Here is a 23,360-nt window from a genome sequence, read left to right as displayed (position 1 = left end):
TTTATTTATTTAGTTTTGTTTTGCTTATCAATTGGTATTGTCCCGGTAAAAGGCTCAGTTTCGACTGATTGGACCAGTTGAGCTCATTCCCCGTAAAATTATCCACCCAAATCCCCTGTAATGCCTGTGGCAGGGTCAATTCTGCACTTTCTACACCGAAATTCCCAAGTACCCCTACTTGTTGTCCATCCTTTTCCAGTACAAAATATTTAATCGCTTCTTTCATTGCCGAGGCAACAATTTTCCCGTCTTGAAAAATGTTATTTTTGGTTTTGAAACGGGTAATTTTAGCATATGTATCAAAGAGTCTTTTGCGATCTTCTTGCTGCAGATAATTCCATAAAAGCGGCTTTTCCCCTGTGCGCCCATTGTCGTCTATAGATACATCATAGCCATATTCACCAAATTGCCAAATCATCTTTGGTCCCGGCGAAGCCAATAAAAATACAGCAGCCTGTTCCATGCGTTTCAAGGCCGTGCTCAGATTTTTGATGTTATAATTTCCAGATGAATTCCCGTAATTCAAGCACTTGAATAACAGCCGCTGCTCGTCGTGGCTTTCCATATAGGACACAAAAGAAGGCTGCGCCATTCCATGATTTGAAGCAAATAATCGTCCGAGATCCGATCCATTATTGGCATTCCACCCCATCGTCGCTTCGTTGAAGACCGCATTCATATTGTTCCATAGCAACATTCCCGATTGCGCAAGTTCCGCCTCCTCCTGATCGCCGCCAAGATGTTCAAGAATGATATAACAGGAAGGATCTATGCTGCGGATATGCTGCTGGTATTGTTTTAAAATTGCCACACGGGAAGCATCATAAGCATTCCAGGCACTCAGGTCATTTTCAGAAGTGCCTGAATTTTTCTGCGTAAAACCTTTGGATAGATCAAATCGGAAACCATCAATTTTGTATTCCTGCATCCAATAGGTCAGCACATCTTTAACAAAAGTCTGCGTATAACTGCTTTCATGATTAAAGTCGAATCCAACATTAAATGGATGCTTGGCAACCGTATTAAACCAAGGACTATTGCCAGCAACATTGCCCTGTTCAAAATAAAGTTGCACAAGCGGCGACTGACCGAATGCGTGATTAAAAACAACGTCCAAAATAACGGCAATACCATTCTCGTGACAGGCATCAACATAGGCTTTCAAGTCATTTTTCAAGCCATAATATTTATCCAGCGCACGATGAAAAGAAGGATTATATCCCCAGGTCGAATTCCCTTCCGATTCTTGTACAGGCATTAGCTCGACTGCATTAACTCCCAGCCTTTTTAAATAGGGCAAAGAATCTCTTAACGTGGTATACTGATGCTGTTTGACAAAATCACGGACTAAGAGCTCATAAATGACCAGATCACCTTGTACAGGTTTTGTAAACGAGGTTGTTTTCCATGAATACCCCTTGGCAGGGAGATCCAATACCCCGACTATGCCCTGTGCAGCAGCAGGATAAGCAGGCATAGCCGCAGTGGTCAGCCCGAGCACCGCATCATTTTGTGGATCGAGAATCAATTCAGCATAAGGGTCAGCGACATGCAATTGACCGTCCACCAAAAACTGATACGTATATTTTTTAGAGAAATCCAGCAGCGATACGGTGACCCACCAGGTTTTGCCATCAGGCGTTTGGCTCATAGCGTAGGCTGGCGACGCTTTATAGCCATTGAAATCGCCCAAAAGGTAGACACTGTTTTTGAAGGGAGCAGTCAGCGCAAAGCTTACTTCACCTTTTTCTCTGTTTATTGTTGTTCCGTTCGAATTGATGCCTGTCGGAAGTGCGGCAATTATAGGTTTTGATTCGACAAATAACTGTGCTTTACTGGAATATATCTTGCCTCCGGATTCGAGACGAGCTTCAAGCTCATGCAAGCCGTTGCTTTGTAAGCTGGCCGGTTTTTCTAAAGATACTGCATTTGCGGCCTCCGCTAGCAATAAACCATTGTCCCAGATACTGATCTTTCCTGACTGGCTTGCCCTAACTTCAAGCTTCAGGGCCTGACCAACTACAAACTTATCTTCGGCTGCAATAGGGTCTGTGGGTTGCATGACAGGAGATACAAAGCGAATCGCTTGCATGTTACTCGCCACGAAAGGCAGAAATAAATCTGAATTATTTTTATTTCGTTGGACCAGCGATCCATCACCATTGCGCACTAAAAGTGCCATCTGATCAAATTGATCCCCATTACTCAGATTAAAGAATGTAGATGGCGTAAATGTAAAAGTATATAGACCTGCTGAAACAAGCTTTAACTTATAGGCATTTTCATTCTTTGACCAATCTGTCACGACATGCTGCCAACTACCACCAGCTTTCGGTACTAATCCTGTATGCAAATAAAGATCAGCAGAACTGCCTTTAAGAGCAGCATTCCCTTTTGAAAGATCAAATTGCAGGGTAATTTCCTTATCCCAATAGATAAAAGGGGCAGAAAGATTCACCAAACCGGTTGCCTGCAGTTCGGTAACAGGTGGTTGCTCGGTATCCACGATATCTTTCTTATTCGCACATGATGATAATAGGACGAACATCCAGAGACACCCTATTAAACGAGAGATATGCTTCCCCATCGATAATTAGTTTTGGTTGGATCCTGACAATGGGAACGTTCCCGAAATCAAGGTAAAAAGAAATCGCCTGTTGCGATTTTTCAGTTTTCCCTATCCAATAATTTTATACAAATTGATTATTTAAATACTTCCGGGAATGTTCCCGAAAGTAACCAAAGCTAAATAATGGATAGACAAAAACCAAATATTTTTTTACTTATTTGAGGCTAGATTTTTGAAAAATAAGCTGAGAATCAAGATAAACCGAATTAGCAATCTTACTGTTATCCGGATCATCCATCTTATCCAACAGGTATTTTGTTACCAATTCCCCCATTTCATAGGCCGGTTGTTTCACTACGCTCAGTGCTGGATCGATTAGATCGGCAATATCCAAGCAAGAAAAACAAATGATTTTGAGATCTTCAGGAATACGGATAGCAAGCTGCTTGGCAACACGTATGCTGGAGATAGCTAGCCGCTCAACCGAAGCAAATATGGCATCAGGTTTTTCTTTTTCGATCAAAGCAGCAATATCAAGCATATTTTGTTCGGCATCATTGACCGTATCTAAAATAAGCGCTGGCCTGATCGGAATCCCCACTTCCTGCAACGCCTTTTCGTAGCCATCTTTACGCACCTTACCGATGGAGACATTCGGATTGATCGCAAGATAAGCGATCCGTTTACAGGCATTATCGATCAGGTGTTTGGTTGCCAGGTAAGCAGAATCAAAGTCATTACCCGTGACATAACCACCTTGCCAGTCGTCATATGAACGGTCAAAAAACATAACCGGGATGCCGCGTTCTGCCAAAAGTTGCAAATGGGAATGGTCCTTTCCTTCACCGGAAGCCGAAATAATCACCCCATCCACGCGCCCGTTGGCCAGCGATCGTACGATGGAAGCTTCGTTTTGTACCTGATGATCCGTCACATAGATCAAGGTATGATAGCCTTTGGAGCGTGCCACAGCCTCGATACCTTTGATTGCTTGGGAGAAAAACTTATTGCCAAATTCGGGAATAATAATCGCAATGGTCAGACTTTTATTCGCTTTTAGGCTACTGGCATAGACATTGGGAGAAAAACCTATTTCTTCGGCCATAGCCAAAATCCGAGCTTTGGTAGCCGGATTAATATCCTCATTATCCCGAAATGCACGGGAAACGGTCGATTTTGACAAGCCTAATTTTTTGGCCAGATCTACTATTGTTAATTGCGACATATCGAAATTCCCTTTGCTTTTTGTCTATAATAATTGTTGGATACAAATAAAGCAATTATCTCTCCAGAATAGCAAATTTTCTTTTTGTTCCCTTTGTTTTAAATCAGCGGGTTATAGGTTTTTCTATTAGCCTACAAAATACAATCTTAAATTCTAGCATTGTCCCACAGATATCATATTGATCAATTCTTGAACCGAGCTCTCCATCCCCTCAGGGAGAATTGGCTCAATCAGATAAAATGTCAATATTAGATGATCAAATTCCACCATCAAAATGCGGATATTTTGTTGATTACGATTATTGATCGCAAATGACCTATTACCGGATACACATGCCAAATAGGAATTAATTATGATAGATTTTGGATTCGTTCTTAGAGAATCTACAAATTTAAGGAGATGGCCACTCCACATCTGCTCCATCTTAACTAAACTTCTTAGTGATAAGTTTGATGAGCCGGTCAATGCAACTTTATCAAAGATGTAACAAACAGCAAATGAATTAATTCCATTCTTCGAATTTTGCAAAATAAACTGCGGAGCGTAAATAGCCTTCCAAACCTTTCGCTTTTCCCATTGTTCCAATGCTAAAAAAACATCTGAAAAAATCAAAAGCTTGAACTCTTCAAAAATGCTTGGGTCTAAACATTGCCAGTCAGGAGGGTAAGCAATATGTATCCGGCTTTCTCTTAGTATTATTGTATTTCCTTGAATGGATGTATCCTCCAATTTTCTTCTCCTTGTTTTAATTGCATTTACAAGCATCGGTTTATCGTTATTTTTAAAATCGTTTTTCTTTACAACAACATTCACTTGCCCAATTATAAACAACACAGTGTGTCAATTAAGTGAATTATGCCTATTAAATGAATAATGAAACTAAATTTACAACAATATTGACAATTAGTAATAAGATTTTGAAAATTCAAAATCAGTTTCTTATATTTAACATAGCTTTTATAACAGCCAAATTATAATTTATTAACCGAGAAAATCCTATTTTTCTATGTATTCCAATATTAAAGTGAACTGGTTTTTCAGTTTGTTGTTTGCGGGAGTGATTGCCACAATTTTTCCTGGCAAAAGCTATGGCCAACGCGTCGATGTATTCCCTTTAACAGGTGGTGCCCAGATGAATATTCCGCTCTATTTAATCCAGCGGGGTGATATCCAGATCCCGATCAATCTCTCCTATTACGGGAATGGAGTTAAGGTGAAAGCCTCAGAGGGAAATGCGGGGATGAACTGGAATGTATCCATCGGTGGCTCAATATCCAGAGAGCTCCGTGATCTCCCTGATGAGATCGATCAAGGTACAGGAGCAGATAGACGTGCTGGTTGGCTATATAATGGAAACGAAGCTAAGATTGCAGCTTTCACTATCGCCAATGACAATAACAAAACAACCTGTCCCGATGAAACCACAGATTTAACCTATCTCCAGACAAATTTTTCATCCCTATGGGATATGGAACCGGATGTTTTTCATCTCAATGCGCCAGGTCTTTCTGCTACTTTAGTCTTTAGAGGAAATCAATTGGTATCTACCGACAAATCCGACCTGAAAGTGAGTTATACTTTGTCCGGTGCGGGCTTTGGTATCCAGAGTATCGTTGTGAAGACGGATCAGGGGCTCATCTATGAATTCAATGTGACGGAGCGTTTTGTTCGTCAGGCAACAAGACCCAATCTCTCCGGTATCCTCTACCAGAAACGACAGTATGATCTTTACAAAAATACAATCGGTTATAATGGCAACTGGTATCTGAGCAAAATAACGGATAATAATGGTAATGATGTGTCCTTTGGCTATAGCGAGTTAGGCCGGATTTATATGGGAAGGGATGTCGCCTTTTATATAGGGGATTCCAATACAAAGACGAAACAGTACAGGATTGAGGATAATTATACGCCGGTATTGCTCACGGAGGTAAATTATTCAGGAAGGCCCGATAATCTAGGAGCCCAGCAGCTTAAAATATCCTACAAGTTCAACGAATATACGCGCACTTACGTCATAAGTGACCTTACTCTGAACTCTTATGAATCGGAACTTATTCCCATAGATCCGCCGGCAAGTTTCTGGAAAATAATCTGGCGCTTGAGTTTCAGCTATTCTGAGGCCACGGCGAATACCAGCGAATCCAGATACCGCCGGTATTTTCTCGATCAGGTCATAGGTTCTACCCACGGAAAAACAATAAATACCAAGTTTGACTATTATGGATTAACAAAATTGAGCGTTCTTGACTATAAAATCGATCTGCCGGACTCTGCCAGTACTCAGCTGGACGCATGGGGTTATTACAACAGCAGTTCTGCTTCCACCCTGAACCCACAGGTCTATCTCAACCCTTCGAGTTCAGCCCACGACCGGATCCGTACCTATTTGCCTTCTGGGCTCACCAGCACTTACCCATACACGCTATCTGGAAATACCCGGTCAACAGATATTAACCGGGTGAAAAATGGCATGCTCCGTAGCGTTACATATGAAAATGGCGGCACTTCGGAGATCACCTATGAACCCCAGCAATTTTATGACGCCCAGGCAGGTGTAGATGTTATCGGTGGCGGTGTAAGGGTCAAGCAGATTACAGATAAAGACGGCTTAACCACCAATGATGGGATACGAACCTATGACTATACTGATCCTGCGACCGGCAAATCCAGCGGAGCTCCTATAGCCCTGCCCCAGTTTGCCTTTATGCAGTCCTCTACGGGAGGCGGTACAACCGAACAGCAATGGAAAGCATCTATTATCAGATCCGATGAAGACCTTTCGGCAGAACCTGACAATATCCTCTATGCTACGGTCAAGCAGAGTTCACCCGACCTGGGGAGTACGTTGTATCGTTTTAGCCGGCCAGCTATGCATTTTGATGTGAGTTCAGCTCCTGACTGGACTCCCAATTGGTCCTATCTTGCAAGAACTGGCTGTGCTACGGTTGGCCTCGTAGCTGCAGACCGTAATACCTATCCCTTTGCCCCGAATATGGATTTTAGTTTTGAACGCGGCCAGTTAATTTCCGAAACATCCTACAACCAGAACGGGCAGAAAGTCAAAGAGAGTACAAATACCTATGTGCGCAGGCAGACACCCGACAGAATGTATGCCCTTAAAATGGAGACGATCGGGAATGCTGTCTACTATACAAAATATCCTGTCCTGTATAATAAGGATAAAGTTGTGCAGAGCCGCAAAGAGGAGCTTTTCAATATCGACGGTACCGTACAGGAAAGCAAGGTAATCGACTATACGTATGGAAGCACGTTGCACAGTTATGCGACCCAGATGACCACCACAGCCAGTGATGGGTCAATCTTGAGAAATAACAGCAAGTTTCTGAAAGACTACAACCTGACCACAGCCACCGATGCGACTGCTACAGCGATGAAACAGCTGCAGGATCGTGGGATCAATATTCCCATCGAGACATGGCGTACCCTGGAACGCAGCGGTACTGTGAAAACGATATCAGCGCAGCTGACCAGATTCAATACATTTACCTGGCAGGGGGTAACCTATCAGAAGCCAGCACAGCAGCTAATTTTCCAGAATGCCGACGGAATAACAGATTTTCAGCAGTCTACAGTACAGGGCGGAAATTTCAGTTCCGATTCACGCTACTGGATCACGACCAATTATACAGCCTACGGTCTAAACGGGAAATTGCTAACATCAGATGATAACCTGGGAAATAATCAGACAATATTGTATACCGGCCACCTCCCCTATGTCCGTGCTGTTGGAGTTGCCGTCAGAGAACTGTCCATAAATACCTTTGAGGATCTGACAACGGACTACGAAAATGGATTCAAACCCGATGCTACAGTGTCCACATATTCATGGAATGAAAATGACGGCCGAACCGGTCAGCGTTCCCTGAATCTTCCAACGGGAACGGTGTTCAGCAGAACCGTTTCAAAAAAAGCGGGTACAGACCGTTATTTACTCTCTTTTTGGGCAAAAGCTCCTAATGCTGGTAATATCACACTGCAGCTTTTTGTGAATGGTGTTTCCAGCCAGAGTATCCAGGTACCTTTTTTGGCAAGTGGAAGCGAATGGAAATTTTATCAACAGTATATTTCTGTTGCTTCAATTTCGGGAGATTTTGTCGCAAAACTGCAGACCTCCCAGAATCTGGCTATAGATGATATTTATTTCTTTCCGGAGCAGACTGCTATAACCGTCAATACTTTAGATTATGATCTAGGTATTTCAACTTCGCAGTCTACGCTGAATGGCGTGACGGAGTTTTATGAATACGATGGTTATGGCCGGTTAAGGCGAACCCTAGATGCTGACCATAATATCTTGGTGGCCAATAGCTATGTTAATAAAAATGATCTAATTGATAGTGTGCTATATATTCACCATGATGGAATAGCAAGCAATAAGCAGATCAATTTTTCGAGTTATGGTTTATTGCGCAATAAGGAAGGAAGCAAGTACATCTGGAATTTCGGGGATGGCACAGCTCCGGTTACAACAAGCAGCGATGATGTTCAGCATATGTACACTACTAATGGAAATTTTGTGGTCACCTTGCAGCAGGTATCTGCACTCTATGGCACATATACGGCATCCAAACCGATTGTGGTGACGCCTTATGACAGTACTGCAAGCGTCGAAGCACACATTGGAGAGATGTCCGGAGGCGAAATTACTGAGGTTAAATTTTATAAGGGGACCAATTTATATCGATCTTTTTCAAAAAATGAGCTATGGTATAACTGGAATGCCAATATTTCGGTTCCTCCCGGGGCTTATACTGTCCAAGTTTATACTTTAGGAGGATATCATCCAGCCTATAGTCCTCAGGGATTTAAGAGCGTACGGTGCAGTTATGGCTCATTGGAGCTCTGTAGGGGAGTTGCTTCGGGTATTTATCAATTTAATGTGGATCTAACAACCCAACCGAGAATTGATTTCAGCGTAAAACTTCAGGATTGTGAACTTATAGAGATCGAATAGTTATGAACACAAAAAATATCATCTTATATCTAATAGGAGTCTGCCTTTCCTACCTATATGTACAAGAAGCAAAAGGTCAGGGACTGTCCCAAAATTTTGTTCAGCAGGATATCATTACGGTAAGTGGAGTAAAGACAATGGATGATGTCCTAGCGCTGGACTATACCAAACGTATGAGCACCCGGAGCTACCTGGACGGATTCGGCAGGCCCATCCAGATCGTACAGCGCCAGGCCAGCCCAATGGGCAAGGACATTGTACAGACGATCAGTTATGACAGGCAGGGCAGGCAGGAAAAAGAGTTTCTGCCCTTTCAGGCCAGTTCGGCTACCGGTGAATACCGCTCTAATGCAGCTGCTGAACAGCAGAGCTTTTATGCAACATCCGGGCAGAAAATTGCCAATGACGGAAAACCTTATACCTCAAGGCTGTTTGAGAAAAGTCCCCTGTCCCGTTTGCTGGAAATGGGGACAACGGGCGAAGGGTTCCAGCCGGGGCAGCACAGCAGCACCTATGCTTATCGGAGCAATACCACTGCGGATGCCGTACGGCGCTGGAATGCTGACGGCACCGCCGCGGCCAATTTTGCTCCGGGAGCACTTCGTGTGGCGGAAACACAGACTGCCGACGGACAAAAGTCACAGTTATTTACCGACCGTGCAGGTAATACGGTACTGCGCCGTTCCTATATCAATGAAACTGTAGAGGGACAGCTGGAAAACTGGCTGGATACCTATTACGTATACGATGATCTTGGACAGGCGCGATATGTTGTTCCGCCGAAAGCTGTTACAGCCATGCGCCAGTCGGGTAACTGGACCCTTACACAATCCCCTATAATCGACCAGATCTATAGCTACCGGTATAACAACAAGGGGCAGGTCATAGAAAAACGGGAGCCTGCAACAGGTGACATTTATTATATCTACGACCCACTTGACCGGGTTGTGCTCGTTCAGGATGCCCGCATACGGGCATCCAATAAGTGGTATTATATCAAATACGATACCCGTAATGTTGCGGTAAGCCAGGGTATGTATACCAATACAGTGTATACCACAAGAGCTACGATGCAGAGCTATGTACAGGGATTGAGTTATGCCGTAAATAGGTCTGAAAAAAGGATAAATACGGCAGCGACAGGGTATTATAGTAATCTTGTGTTTCCCACGACAGCCATAGAGCCACTGAGCTACGTCTATTTTGACGATTATGACCTGGACCGCAACGGTACGGCTGATCACAGCTATGCACCGCAGGGCTTACAGGACGAGATGGCTGCAACATCCTACAGCCAGGGTAGACTGACCGTCGTTCGGCAGCGGAGCGTAGGTGATGGACTCGCCGATATCTGGCTTACCTCTGTTTGTTTCTATAATAAAACGGGAGATGTTATCCAAACAAGAAGAAACAACCATCTGAATACGGCATTGGAGGACAGTGAGACAAAGGTGGCCGATTTTACAGGCAAAATACTGCGCCAGCGAACCGTGCGGAAAGTTCCATCTGCCGGAACGTTGAGTACAGTTACTATAGACGACAGCTATCAGTATGACCATGCCGGCCGCTTTCTCAGTGTCGACGAGAAATATAATAATGGAGCAAATATCCGTATCGCAAGCTACAGCTATAACGAAATGGGACAACTGGTCGATAAGAAGCTGCATAGTACCAATAGCGGGTCAACTTTTCTGCAATCGGTGGATTACCGTTACAATATCCGCGGACAGCTGCTGAGCATCAATAGCAGCAATCTGGGGACCGGGGAAAACAACGATGATAGCAATGACCTGTTCGGTATGGAACTCCTCTATGATAAAGTGGATGCATCTTTGGGCAACACCGCATTTTATAGCGGACGCATTTCGGCCGTGAAATGGAGGGCAAAAACGGCTTCGGACAATAACCCCAGGGAGAAATCCTATCTGATGATTTATGACCTTCAGGACCGCATGAAGTCGGCACAATACAAGGACCGGTTGGGAGCAACAGCCTGGGGCAATACCGGGAGCTTCGACGAAAAAGGACTTACCTATGATGCCAACGGAAACCTGATGACCCTGCAGCGTACAGCGTTAATTTCGGGTGTCAATACAACGATTGACGATATCAGTTACAGTTATACGGGGGATAAAATGACCAATGTCTCCGAAGGTACAACGGGCAGCCTGGGTACCTATGGTTTTCGCAACCTGACAGGAAGTACGACCGCTTATAGCTATGATGCTGTGGGAGCAATTGCAGCTGATCCAAAGAAAGGACTTTCCTTTGCTTACAATGTATTGGGGCTCACAGCAAAAACGACCATTACGACGGCTACAAACAGATACGTTGATTATACCTATACGGCAAGTGGAACCCTTTTGCGAGCCAGGCATTACGACGGCGGGACATTGGTTAAAACCCTGGATTATATTGGCGGATTTGTATATGAAAACGGAGCAATTTCGTATTTTAGCATGGTTGAAGGAAGAGTGCGTAACGTCGGCGGGGTATTGAAGCCGGAGTATATGCTCAAAGATCATCAGGGCAATGTACGGGTCAGCTTTGAAGAGCAGTCGGGGGTGGCGGTCGTCCGTCAGGAAAATAGCTATTATCCTTTCGGGCTACAGTTTCCGGGCACAGTAATACCGAGCGGGGCAAACCGGAACTTGTACAATGGCGGGTCCGAATGGGAGAATGCTTTCAGCAATCTGCCTGATCTTTACCGGACAGACCACCGGATGTACGATCCGGCCCTGGGGCGTTTCTTAAGTCCGGATCCATTGGCGTTGAGCAGTGCGGGTTATGGTACGTACCATTATGCCTACAATAATCCTATGATGTTCAATGACCCATTGGGATTGAAAGCAGCGCCAGGAAGCGGTGGCGGGATAACGGGACCTTATGGAGAATTCTGGAACTATGTTATGTCATTCACTGCCGGTAACGGTGCATACATTACACCGGCCAAGAATGGTTGGGACGTAGCAGAATTCAGTTCATCCGAAGCGGCTTTTTATTTTGCCGCCGGTAGAATGGAGGAAAATAACACTTGGGGACTATATTCTGGTTGGGCAAGTAGTTATGGTCAGGCTGCGAGACGGTATAATAGTTCGAATCCCAATAGAGTTATCTCTTCGCCCAACGGTGGTTACATTACCGTTGGGGGATTTTTTAAAGATGATGGAGGAAAAGATCCGAATAGAATAGCAGGATCCTTCCAGACAATTTATGTGGGAGAGAGTAAAAGGGTCAAAACGCAATCTGGAGAGGGAAACAATGGCAGCATTTTAGATGGGATACAGACAGGGTTAGATATCGCTGGTTTAGTTCCCGGGTTTGGAGAAGTTGCCGATGGCATAAATGCATTGATCTATTTGGGACGTGGTGACTATACCAATGCGGCACTCAGTGCTGCAGCCATGGTGCCTTTAGCAGGGATGGCTGCAACAGGAGGAAAGCTCGCTAAGCGATTTGTTACAGGATTCCAAAAGCATCACCTGATACCAAGAGCTGTATACAGGGACTTCGAAAAAGTCTTAAGCAGCATCAATTTTTCTCTTGATGCTGGAGCGAATTTAAAAAAATTGCCGGCGCCGTTTCACGGAAACCATCCTGCTTATTCTGATAGAGTTAGAGATGGAATTAATGAGTTGATAAAGGATGGGAACTTAAATTTACCAAGTATAGAAAATTTACAGAAAACACTAAGAATGGAAATCAATGATATCTATTTTGGAAACCAATTTGAACGCATGAATGACTATTATAAAGCTTTAAAATAGAAATGATGAATTATTATCAACTGAGTATTGTATCAGACCCGGAAATAAAGGGCGTGACAACCGGATTAGGCCAGGTTGAATTAGATAAGGACAATCCGATTACAGAAAAGCTAGCAACCTTTTTCTCTGGAATCGATTACTGGACAAGAAATAAATATATTCCAGATTTTGAAATTGAGGGTTGTACAGCCTCTCTTTACAAGAAAGCAAAGCTGACTGATTTTCTTGATTTTTCACCGTTCTTGTTTACTTGTCCTTTTATGTTGAGCGAAAGAGCTGTAAAGGTATTTTTAAAGTTTAATATACAGAAATATTACACTTATCCAGTAACTCTATTTGACAAAGGTAAACCACTACAGGAAAAATATGAGCTCTTTTGCTGTCCTCTATTACAATATGATATAGTTGATTTTGAAAAATCAATATTCTATAAACCAAAGGGGCTGTACGAGAAAACTTATCTGAATGTAAACGATAATGAGGAGTACAGAAAGCATAGTGGAAATATACGAGCTGAAGAACTTGTTCTAAATCCTAATTTTGATACTTCTTTAGATTTTTTCTGTGGCAGGATTGGCGGAATGTATGTTTCCGAGGGATTAAAGAATGCCATAGAAAATTTAGGATTGACAGGTGTAAAAATTTATGAGGATAAGGAACCGCGGATTGTTATTGCTTAACTGAGGTTTCATGAATTATTATCAACTAAATATCGTATCCGACCCGGAAATTAAGGGCGTGACAACCGGATTAGGCCAGGTTGAATTAGATAAGGACAATCCGATTACAGACAAGCTAGCAACCTTTTTCTCAGGAATAGATTATTGGGTAAGGAATAAATATGTTCCAGATTTTGAAATTGAGGGTTGTAAAGCCTCTCTTTACAAGAAAGCAAAGTTGACTGATTTTCTTGATTTTTCTCCGTTCTTATATACTTGTCCTTTTATGCTTAGTGAACAGACTTTGGACGTATTTGAAAAGTTCAATATACAGAAATATTACACTTATCCAGTAACTCTGTTTAATAAAGGGCAACAACTGCAGGAAAAATATGAGCTCTTTTGCTGTCCCAAATTGCAATATGATATAGTTGATTTTGAGAAATCGATATTCTATATAAAAAAAGGATTGTATGAAAGAAAACATATAAATTTCAATAATGATGAGGAGTTTAGAACCTATCCCGAGAATGCAAAGGTTGAAAAGCTGGTTTTAAATTCCAAATTTGATACTTCTTTAGATTTTTTTTGGGGTCGGATCGGAGGGATGTACGTTTCCAAGAGACTAAAGGATGCCATAGAAAATTTAGGATTGACAGGTGTAAAAATTTATGAGGATAAGGATCCACAGATTATTATTGCTTAACTGAGATATCATGAATTACTATTCTGTGAAAATTGTATCAGATCCAGAAATTAAGGGCGTGACAACCGGCTTGGGACAGGTTGAATAAGATAAGGACAATCCAATTACAGAAAAGCTAGCAATCTTTTTCTCTGGAATAGATTATTGGGAAAGGAACAAATTTGTACCAGATTTTGATATTGAGGGATGCACAGCCTCTCTTTACAAAAAAGCAAAGCTGAATGATTTTCTTGATTTTTCATCGTTCTTTATTACTTACCCATTTATGCTTAATGAACAGGCTTTGGACGTCTTTAAAAAGTTTAATGCCAATTTCGAAGAGTGTTTTACATGGCGTTTTGTGTCTATAGCACTAATACTGTATTCGGGTTGTCTTCGTATTGTGTTAGTATCACCTTCGGCTGTGGAGAATCTTGCTACAGCTATTGATCGAAAGTTGACCAAGTAATTCCTGTTCAGGGTCTGGTCAATAGCTGGTCAATAGCTGTACCATATCTGTATCGCATCCGAATAAGATACGAATCAGGTACGAATCTTTCCCCGCTATTTGATCAAAAAATTGTGAAAAGGTGCTTAGCAGATTTTACTGCCCAAGACAGGGTAATACAGATCTACCTAGTTGTAGAATGACTGATCAGTAAACAAACAGGCCTAACAAAAAATCTTGTCAGGCCTGTATCGAAAACTAGTCTTAAAGACTAAAATTTTCTAAAATCCCATTCCCCGCGATAAGGACGACTGCGCAGGAGATTGGCGTATTCATTGTCAAACTGTTCTTTCTGTGGATTCCATTTTAAATCTTTTTGAAGTTCATACGCAATATTAATCGCATTGCATACAGAGCTCGTCCGATGGCCTACCTCTACATCGCAAATTGGTTTACTTCTCTTTTTTATGGCGTCGACCCAATCCTGGTAATGGTTGTCGCTGTAATAGAGACGACGATCAGAAGAGGTCAGTTTAAGATCGGCCAAATTTTCGGGATTCGAACGGATAAATTCCCGGCTCACTTCAATTTTGCCTTTTTCACCTATAAACTGTATCGCATTATGTACCCCCCATTGCACATGGTTTACCCGAACACCATTGGCATAGCTAAAGGAGAGCCCACTATTGCTATTAGCGGCTTTAGGCGGGTTGAACGCTACCGGGCCAGATTCATCCATACCCAGTGCCCATTGGACGATGTCAAACATATGTGCTCCCCAATCCGTAATATAACCACCACCGAAATCACGGTAACCTCGCCACCAGGCCCATTTATCATCTTCGATGGGTGGACTTAAAATCGGATTGTAGCCACGGTAAGGCGATGGACCTACCCACATGTCCCAATCTAGATAATCTGGAGCAGGCATGGAAGGAAGATCACATTGTTTGACCGGTTCACCAACTGACACGTTGATCTCCTTGATCTTACCGATATAACCATTGAGGACCAATTCTGCAGCCTGCCTAAAATTGTAGGAAGAACGCTGCATGCTGCCCGTCTGAAATACACGTTTATATTTTCGGGTTGCATCGACCATTGCACGGCCTTCGGCAATGGTCAATGCAAGGGGTTTCTCACAATAAATATCTTTGCCAGCTTTAGCCGCATCGACCGCAATCTGTGCGTGCCAATGATCTGGTGTTGCAATGACAACAGCATCAATATCTTTTCGATCCAATAGTTCCCGATAATGGTGATAGGCCTTGATCTCGGTCTGTACTTTTGACAATTCCGTTTGTTTTTTCGTTGTCGCAGCAATAAATGCTGCTAACTTATTACGGTCTACGTCACAGGCAGCCAGACTTGCAATTTCCTTGCAGCGATTAAGGCCATTCATCAAGGTATAGGATTGTTTCCCAACACCAATAAAACCGAGATTAATCCGGTCACTTGGTGCCAGAAATCCATTTCCACCCAATACAGCGCGGGGGACGATTGTAAATGCCAAGGATGATACAATTCCTTTTGCAATAAATTCTCTTCTTTTCATTCTTAATTTATAATTTATTTTCTGCGCGTACTTAGAGGCATTTATTTAATCCCTGACGGCAAAATGGTTTATGTATCGATAATTTGTTCGGGTTTTCTTAAAGATAGTTTATTCTTGAATCGGAACCAAAGTGATCGAAGCAATCTCAGGCAAAGTATCGCCTTCGATGGCTGTAGCCTGCAAAATCACCTTCGTACTGGGCTCACCAATTACTTGCTGGGATACCTCAATGGTCCCCATAGCCACTTCCTTAAATTTAGCTTCTTTTTCAGCTACAAACGTCCATGGAAGCTGCTGACCGAGCATCGAGAGCACAATTTTTCCATGCTGCTTGCTATTCGCTAAATAATTGACGAGCACACGATACTTACCCGGTTTTTGAATTTTGATATCCCAAAAAACTTTATCCGCAAGGTCTTTCCACTGACCTATGGCATTCGGGCGATTTGGATCATGGGTATGCGCGCCAATAATTTTTAATCCCTTTCCTTCCTGTAATTTTGCATTATTTGCGTTCATCACGATACGTCCATCTGCCTGTGTCTGGGTCAGGCTTTCCTCAACAATTGGTTTTCCCTGGATTTCGACCACAATAACCTTCGGTCCTTTCTTCCTGTCGAAGATATCGACAGGAATTGTTGGTCTTCCGTTTTCTAAATTGGATTTTAACCTCATTTTAGGTGAAGCTAGGGCGTAGACAGCCGTCACTTTATTTTTGATGGGCAGATTTATTTTTCCATCGGCCGGACGATCAAAAACATGCAGATACAGCTTCCCATTTTTTTGGGTACAATACCCCCAATCCAAGGCTTGAAAAGGGCTCGCGGTGGTACCGTAAATAGATTCGCCATTGACCTTCATCCATTCCCCGATTTGCTCCATAATCCGCACCGCGGGTTCAGGAATAGCTCCATCTCCATCGGGCCCGACATTTAACAAGAAATTACCCCCTTTACTCACCGTTTCCACAAATAATTGCATGATCTTGGGAAAGCTTTTCCAATTTTGATCATGAGCACTATAGCCATAACTTTCATTCATGGTATGGCTTACCTCCCAGTACATACCTGGCAAACCTGTCGGTGGAATATATTTCTCTGGCGTTCCGATATCACCATTCTTATTTTCGAGTCCATTCCAGAATCGATTATTGATAATGATATTCGGTTGCCATTTGATCAGATCTGTCAAAATATGTTTGGTTCCCCATGCTTCGCCCTCGTGCTGTTTGCTACTAAAATCTGGCCACAACATGTCTAGCCGCCCGTAATTTTGTGCAAGTTCTTTAATTTGGCCATAGAGATAGGCTTTATAGCGTTCATGATCTGGCTGGTAATTATCCACATTCGGATTCAACTGAAAGGCTTCATAAGAATCGGGATGTTGCCAATCCAGAAGCGAATAATAAGCGCCTACTTTCATTCCCTCCTGACGGAAAGCATCCATAATTTCGTGGTAAAGATCCCGACCTTTTGGCGATAAATTTGCCGTACCCGTTACCTCATTTTCCAGCGCATAGGGTTGCTGGCTATTAAATAAGCTAAAGCCTTCGTGGTGGCGGGAGGTCAATACCATATACTTCATTCCAGTTTTTTTAGCGAGCTGCGCCCAGGACTTCGGATCGAAAGAGCGTAATGTAAATTTAGGTTTCAAGACCTCTGCGTATTTCTGGCTGGGAATCTTTCCCCAGGTCTGAATCCATTCAGCATAATGCTGTGGATATTGTTTTCCTTCAAAAGAACCTCCGGCAGCACTGTAAAGCCCCCAGTGGATAAAGAGTCCAAATCGGGCTTCCTTAAACCATTCCATCCGTTTATCTTGTGTCTCCTGCCAGCCAGCCACTCCTTCATAAGGTGGCGACTTGGTCTGTGAAATAGCTGCATTGGTCATACACAGCAACATTCCCACTGCTGCTGCACATTTCCACTTAAAAAAATTGATTTTCATCATGATATAGATTTATACATAAAAGTTCATTGGCAATAATGATTAAACACAGGTCATCAGAAACCCAGTTTGTTTATTTCCTCCTGCATGACATCATAAGACTTTAGTGCATCCTCCAATGGAATGCCCTTGGCTAATCCGGGTCGTTTATGGCCTGTAAAAGTCAGCCAAGCGTCTTTCATGATCGTCTGCCTTTTTAAAACAAGCGCATATAACTGGCGGAGTTTGGGTTTATCGCGCAAATTGTCTTCCCAGGTGCTTTCAATTGAAAAGTCTGGCATCAGATGCTTAACAATTTCCCTAGCCATGAGCCAGTGGCCCAAATCGCCGGGATGAACACCATCTGCCGCTAGCCTAAATTGAGTATCTTTCTCGATACCGGACTCCAAATATCGACGCATGGGAAAATGGAGGTCAATGATTTCCCCGGATTGTTTTTGACCATAATTAATCAGCCATTCGGCATAGCGATCCAATACCTTATTATATCCATTGAGCCGGAGTTTCAAATCATCTTGAACGGGAGGAGTCATCCATATGATACGTTTGACCCCCTGATTTGCAAGTCTTTTTTGCAGGCGTATAATTCCATTTTTGTAGGCTTCAAAGCGCGTGGAATCAAAAGGCAGATAGATTCCGTCGTTCATGCCATAACAGACGAAAACCACCTCAGGTTTGATTTTATCAAGCACATTGTCCAGTCGATCAAATAGACAGGGGCGTGGAAATTTTCCCTCAGCATGATTCGGCTCACTAAGTCCAGATACGGTCTCACTTGGTAGCCCCGAGTTAATAAATTGAGGTTTCTTTTTCGGATGACTGCTCAGGAATAAACTTTCGGTCATGGCGACATATTGCCCTGCATAGGTAATGCTATTTCCTAAAAAAAGAACTTTCTTTCCTTCATTCCAAGGAAACTGATTGTCCTGTTTTTGTCCAACAGCTTGCACATACCATAAGCTTAAGCAGAAGAGCAGCGATAAAACGCGCATTTTTTTTGTAGTTAATAATAGATTCAACATCGTTATAATTGATTCGGCCAATATTCGAATTAGCCTAGTTTTATTTTGAGCGCGTAACCCAGACTGCTATTCTGCATCTTCTTGGGTAATTTCAACTGCAATCCACGGTCATCCTGCTCGAAATGGACCTGACCAAACCCTAAGATTTCCACTGATTTCACTTTCGCTTTATTTTGGTTCAGGGCGTGTATATTGACAACCCCATTCTTCGGCAACACCAGAGCCATGACATATATAAAATCATTTTTTTGGGTAAACCAAAAATCAGAAGCCGTAAAAGATGCCCTAAATCCTTCTCTCTCCCGTTGCTCGGTATCCGTTATCCGAATAACTGTAGGTCCCTCATGCGCAGTGATCCATGGGGATGTCCCATAAATCGCTTCACCATTAAGTTGCAACCATTTCCCTAATATAGCAAGATTATTTTTTACCGGCGCAGCTATATTCCCTTCTGCATCGGGTCCAATATTGAGCATATAATTGCCACCTTTACTGACAATCTCCAAAAGCCAATAGCGCAATTCGTCTACATTTTTCCAATCATGATCGTAGGATTTATAGCCCCAGGAATGATTGAATGTCCCGATAGCCTCCCAAGGTTGGTTAAAATGTTCCGAAGGATCTGGAATCCGATTATCTCCAGGAATGGAATAATCGCCCATACCATTACCAATCCGTTCGGAGACAATAACATGTGGATTGCAATCATAAACTGTTTTATAAAACCGAAAACTTTGTTCCGCAGTCATCAGTCCCGGCATATCAAACCAGATATATTTCAGCTGTTTGAATCGCGTCAAAATTTCCTTTACTTGGGGAATTGCTTTTTCGTTGAGATACGAAGGAAAAGAATTTTCACTGGGATCCCAAAGATTGGCACCGAAAGCGTCAGTTTTGGTATAGGCAAGATCATGCCGTGCCTTCGTTACCCTATATTGTGCGTCGCTACCATCCCTCCAATCAATATTCTGTGAATAATAGACGCCAAAATCGAGTTTATGCCGAAGACAGGCATCATAAAGTTCCTGAATGATATCGCGTTTAAAGGGCGTAGCCTGTATGCTATTGAATGAACTGACCTTTGAATCATATAACGCAAATCCATCGTGATGCTTACTCGTCACAACAAGATATTTCATTCCTGCATCCTTGGCCATTTTAACAATGTTATCGGCATCAAAAGATTCTGGCGAAAATTGGTCTGCTAATTTGGCATAGGTGGATCGCGGGATTTTTGCGACCAATTGAATCCATTCGGCGACACTAGGACTTCCTAGATCTTCTATTTTCTGTCCGTTCCATATACCTGCAGGGATTGCATACAGTCCCCAGTGGATAAACAGGCCAAATTTTTGTTGTTGAAAATCTTTGAGTGCCTGTTCCTTCTGTCTATTCATATCCTGCCATTCCTTCATCAGCTGCGCAAGTCGATGTCTTCGCTTGTTCCAGCGCGTTAAGGCTTCTAAATAATAATAGTCTGCATACACCAAAGGCACATCAATTTCTCCTTTATGTGGAATACTACCCACACTATGTTTTAAGATAAACAGACCATTTCCTCCAACTTCACTTGCGTACTTTGGCGAGCCTAATGATCGCAAAATCTTTTCAGCCAGATCCAAATAATCCTGCTCTTGTCCCGGCTCCATATATTCAACCAGTTCTAAAAGTGCCGATGCCGTGACAGCAGCAGCGGATGCATCACGCGGAACAGTCCTAAAATCTTCTTTTCGGTAGTCCCAGTTTGGAATAAATCCCGCTTGATCGACATCAAAGTCCCACAAGGGAACCCCATCTTCAGGCAAGCGCGGATGTCGTGCATAAAAGTCCGCCATTTTTAGTGCAGCCTGTAAAAACTTAGGATCCTTCGTTTCGCGGTACATCACAACAAATCCATACAATCCCCAAGCTTGCCCTCTAGCCCAAGCGGAATTGTCCGAAAAACCCTGTGCAGTCTCCCTGCTCAATACAGCACCTGTTTTGGGGTCATAGGTAACCACATGATAAGAACTGTAATCTGATCGGTATTGATTTTTTAACGTTGTTTCTGCATGTCGAATAGCGGCATTCCGATAGACAGAATCACCGGATAATTTGGAAGCCAAAAAAAGAAGCTCCAAATTCATCATATTGTCGATAATGACAGGGAATTCATATGTATGCTTACCGTCCCAAGAGGAAAATGTATCCCAAGACTTGATCGCTCCAACCTTTGCATTGAAACGGGTCAATAAAGATTTGGCACTCTGGATCAAGATCGATTTGAAAGCCGTATCACCAGTCAATCGATAAGCATTGCCATAACTGCAATTCATGACAAAACCAATATCATGGTGATGTGTATTAAATTGATTTTGACGTAAGGAATTCGTCCATTTTAATGCCGCATCACGCCATTGATCATCCCCCGTATACTCAAAAACATACCAAAGACAGCCCGGCCAAAAGCCACCAGTCCAATCTCGGATATCGGTAAACGTTGTTTTTCCACTGGGATCTGCAGATCGCGGATACTTTGTTAGATCCTTATGCGCTTGATACAGTAAAGCATACTGTTGCTCCGCTAAATCAAATCCGTTGTTTACAAAATCAGTTGTATCAGCACGGAGATAAAAGGGATAAAAAAAAATCAAAAAATAAATGATATATAAGCGATATCTGAAAACTATCATCTTTAAGTTTATGTTACAGTCGGCCGAGGGGAATGCGGTCTATATCCCCCTCGGCTTTAATTAAAAAATGAAAAACTAATCTATCCACCCAGGGTTTTGCACCAGATTCACATTCATCTGTATTTCTGAAGTCGGAATAGGCCATACCGTTAAGAAATCACCTTTATAGCTATAGTTTCCAACATTTGTTCCCCAGACTTGCTTACGTCCATTGCCTGCTTGAAATACCGTCTCTTTCCAGGTTCCCCATCGTAACTCGTCAAAGTAATTAATCCCCTCATTCGGGAACTCCACACGACGTTCATTCCGAATGCGTGTACGTAAATCTTCCTTTCCGCCAACAGTGGTTGCTGCATTTGAATTTAACAGTGCAACACCTGCCCTTTGTCGTACTTCGTTGACTTTAGCAATGGCCTCATTCAATTTACCATCTTCATTCAATGCTTCGGCCCACATCAATAAGACATCAGCATAACGGAAAATCGGAAAATCGATAGGCCCATAATTGCGATCCACAATCTCATTGACTCCTTCGGCGACAAATTTTCGATAGAAATAGAAGAAATTAATCTGCGTATCACTCTGAATATCGCCATCTACCTGTGCCTGCCCCCGAAATGGCCAGCGCATAAACTGAAGACTTTCCACATTCGTAAAATTATACGCTCCTCTAAAAGTGGAATAGGGTGTCACAATATTTGCCTGTAAACGTGGATCACGATTTTCATAGGCTTTTTTGATGCGCTCCTCATTACCTTGCGGCAGATAAAGGCTCATTTTTGCTCCCCTTAATGCCGCCGCTGCCTTCTCCGCTTCCGTTAGGTTGTTCCGTAGAAAAAATACCTCTCTTTCATTTTCAGTTAAGTCTGCATATCCTGGAATTATTTTATCCCACTCGAATTTGGATCCATCACTATTTTCATAGAGATCTACCAAATGAGGTGAAGGCATATAGTAATTCCAGCCTCGCGAATACACCGAGGGCCAGCCACAAAACAATTGCATGTTATTTCCATATCCCGACTCACTCCGATGCTGAATAGAAAAAATCATTTCTGGACACTGCTCATTAGCTTCTTTAAACAGTGCTTTATAATCGCCAAAGAGTGTGTGACCAGCATCTTTTACTTTCTGAAAATCAGTCGCCGCTTTTGCCCATTCCTTTCGATAGAGATAAATTTTACCCCGTAAGGCATAAGCCGCCGCTTTGGTTGCATGCCCATAATTTGCATTACCTGCGGGGTAACGATCTGGGAAATTGGTTTCGGCAATACAATCGTTCAGGTCAGCTAATATTTGATTCCAGACTTCCTCTTCCGAATTACGTCCTTTAATAGCCTCCGCCGCCGTAAAAGGCTCAAGATAAATCGGCACTCCCTTGTAGAGTTGGTTAAGTCTAAAGTAAAAATAAGCGCGTAAGAATTTAGCTTCAGCAATATATTTGGCTTTCTTTTCCGCTGTTGAAGGAGATTTTACCGGAATATTCTTTAGCGCATCATTTGCACGCTGAATTCCTTCGTATTGAATCTTCCAAACATTCAAAAATAAGGGATCTCCTGCGGTAATTGTTCCCGTCAGTAAGGGTTCATCAAAACGCGCCTGTCCTGTATATGAGAAACGGTCAAATTGATAGAGCTCGTAAGGTGAGATCAGTCCACTATGCCCCATCAGGAGCCTAAATGAGCTATAGATTCCCGCAACGCCCAAGTCGGTTAAATTATCGGTTGTCCACATCGTTGCCGTGGAGACCGATGAATACGGCGAGGTATCTAAAAGATCTTTTTTACACCCCATTATACTAGTTAGCAACACTAGCGCTATAATTTTTTTCAT

At 42.7% G+C, this 23,360-nt stretch carries 13 protein-coding genes; 5 read left to right on the top strand and 8 right to left on the bottom strand.

From position 1 onward, the window contains the following. Position 1: 1 nt before the first annotated feature. The 3 genes from B3C94_RS09460 to B3C94_RS09450 all read right to left on the bottom strand — a co-directional run bounded on the left by B3C94_RS09460 (position 2) and on the right by B3C94_RS09450 (position 4,559). Positions 2 to 2,587: an alpha-amylase family glycosyl hydrolase gene (locus B3C94_RS09460; protein WP_293902555.1), complete on the bottom strand. Its 2,586-nt coding sequence runs from the start codon at positions 2,585 to 2,587 to the stop codon at positions 2 to 4. Between the two features lie 196 nt (positions 2,588 to 2,783). Then, positions 2,784 to 3,794, bottom strand: a complete 1,011-nt coding sequence (locus B3C94_RS09455) for a LacI family DNA-binding transcriptional regulator (RefSeq protein WP_293902552.1) — start codon at positions 3,792 to 3,794, stop codon at positions 2,784 to 2,786. Between the two features lie 153 nt (positions 3,795 to 3,947). Beyond that, the gene (locus B3C94_RS09450) at positions 3,948 to 4,559 is read right to left on the bottom strand and encodes a hypothetical protein (protein WP_293902549.1); all 612 of its coding nucleotides are present in this window, start codon (positions 4,557 to 4,559) and stop codon (positions 3,948 to 3,950) included. Between the two features lie 241 nt (positions 4,560 to 4,800). Here B3C94_RS09450 and B3C94_RS09445 point away from each other — a divergent pair, with 241 nt between their 5' ends. From B3C94_RS09445 to B3C94_RS09425, 5 genes are all read left to right on the top strand, one after another. Beyond that, the gene (locus tag B3C94_RS09445; RefSeq protein ID WP_293902546.1) at positions 4,801 to 8,772 is read left to right on the top strand and encodes a PKD domain-containing protein; all 3,972 of its coding nucleotides are present in this window, start codon (positions 4,801 to 4,803) and stop codon (positions 8,770 to 8,772) included. Between the two features lie 2 nt (positions 8,773 to 8,774). Next, positions 8,775 to 12,539, top strand: coding sequence for a DUF6443 domain-containing protein (locus tag B3C94_RS09440; protein WP_293902543.1), 3,765 nt, complete (start codon positions 8,775 to 8,777; stop codon positions 12,537 to 12,539). Between the two features lie 2 nt (positions 12,540 to 12,541). Beyond that, the gene (locus B3C94_RS09435) at positions 12,542 to 13,219 is read left to right on the top strand and encodes a hypothetical protein (protein ID WP_293902540.1); all 678 of its coding nucleotides are present in this window, start codon (positions 12,542 to 12,544) and stop codon (positions 13,217 to 13,219) included. A gap of 10 nt (positions 13,220 to 13,229) precedes the next feature. Then, on the top strand, positions 13,230 to 13,904 hold the full coding sequence (locus B3C94_RS09430) for a hypothetical protein (protein WP_293902537.1): 675 nt from the start codon (positions 13,230 to 13,232) through the stop codon (positions 13,902 to 13,904). Positions 13,905 to 14,169: 265 nt separating this feature from the next. Continuing rightward, positions 14,170 to 14,352 carry a hypothetical protein gene (locus B3C94_RS09425; RefSeq protein ID WP_293902534.1) on the top strand — a complete coding sequence of 61 codons (183 nt, stop codon included), beginning with the start codon at positions 14,170 to 14,172 and terminating at the stop codon, positions 14,350 to 14,352. A gap of 250 nt (positions 14,353 to 14,602) precedes the next feature. Here B3C94_RS09425 and B3C94_RS09420 read toward each other — a convergent pair whose 3' ends face one another. The 5 genes from B3C94_RS09420 to B3C94_RS09400 all read right to left on the bottom strand — a co-directional run bounded on the left by B3C94_RS09420 (position 14,603) and on the right by B3C94_RS09400 (position 23,360). Then, a complete protein-coding gene (locus B3C94_RS09420) occupies positions 14,603 to 15,886 on the bottom strand; it encodes a Gfo/Idh/MocA family protein (RefSeq protein ID WP_293902531.1) in 1,284 nt (427 codons plus the stop codon). A gap of 108 nt (positions 15,887 to 15,994) precedes the next feature. Continuing rightward, positions 15,995 to 17,836 (bottom strand): alpha-L-fucosidase, encoded by a 1,842-nt coding sequence (locus B3C94_RS09415; protein ID WP_293902528.1) that lies wholly within the window; start codon positions 17,834 to 17,836, stop codon positions 15,995 to 15,997. A 53-nt stretch (positions 17,837 to 17,889) separates the two neighbouring features. Further along, positions 17,890 to 18,825 (bottom strand): SGNH/GDSL hydrolase family protein, encoded by a 936-nt coding sequence (locus B3C94_RS09410; protein ID WP_293902525.1) that lies wholly within the window; start codon positions 18,823 to 18,825, stop codon positions 17,890 to 17,892. A gap of 59 nt (positions 18,826 to 18,884) precedes the next feature. After that, complete coding sequence (locus B3C94_RS09405) at positions 18,885 to 21,527, bottom strand: alpha-L-fucosidase (protein WP_293902522.1); 2,643 nt, start codon at positions 21,525 to 21,527, stop codon at positions 18,885 to 18,887. A gap of 75 nt (positions 21,528 to 21,602) precedes the next feature. Beyond that, complete coding sequence (locus B3C94_RS09400; RefSeq protein WP_293902519.1) at positions 21,603 to 23,360, bottom strand: RagB/SusD family nutrient uptake outer membrane protein; 1,758 nt, start codon at positions 23,358 to 23,360, stop codon at positions 21,603 to 21,605.

It is taken from the genome of Sphingobacterium sp. UBA5670 (assembly GCF_002420705.1).
Lineage (GTDB): Bacteria > Bacteroidota > Bacteroidia > Sphingobacteriales > Sphingobacteriaceae > Sphingobacterium.
Note: the sequence above shows the minus strand (reverse complement) of the source record. Positions and strands in the feature narration are given on the sequence as shown.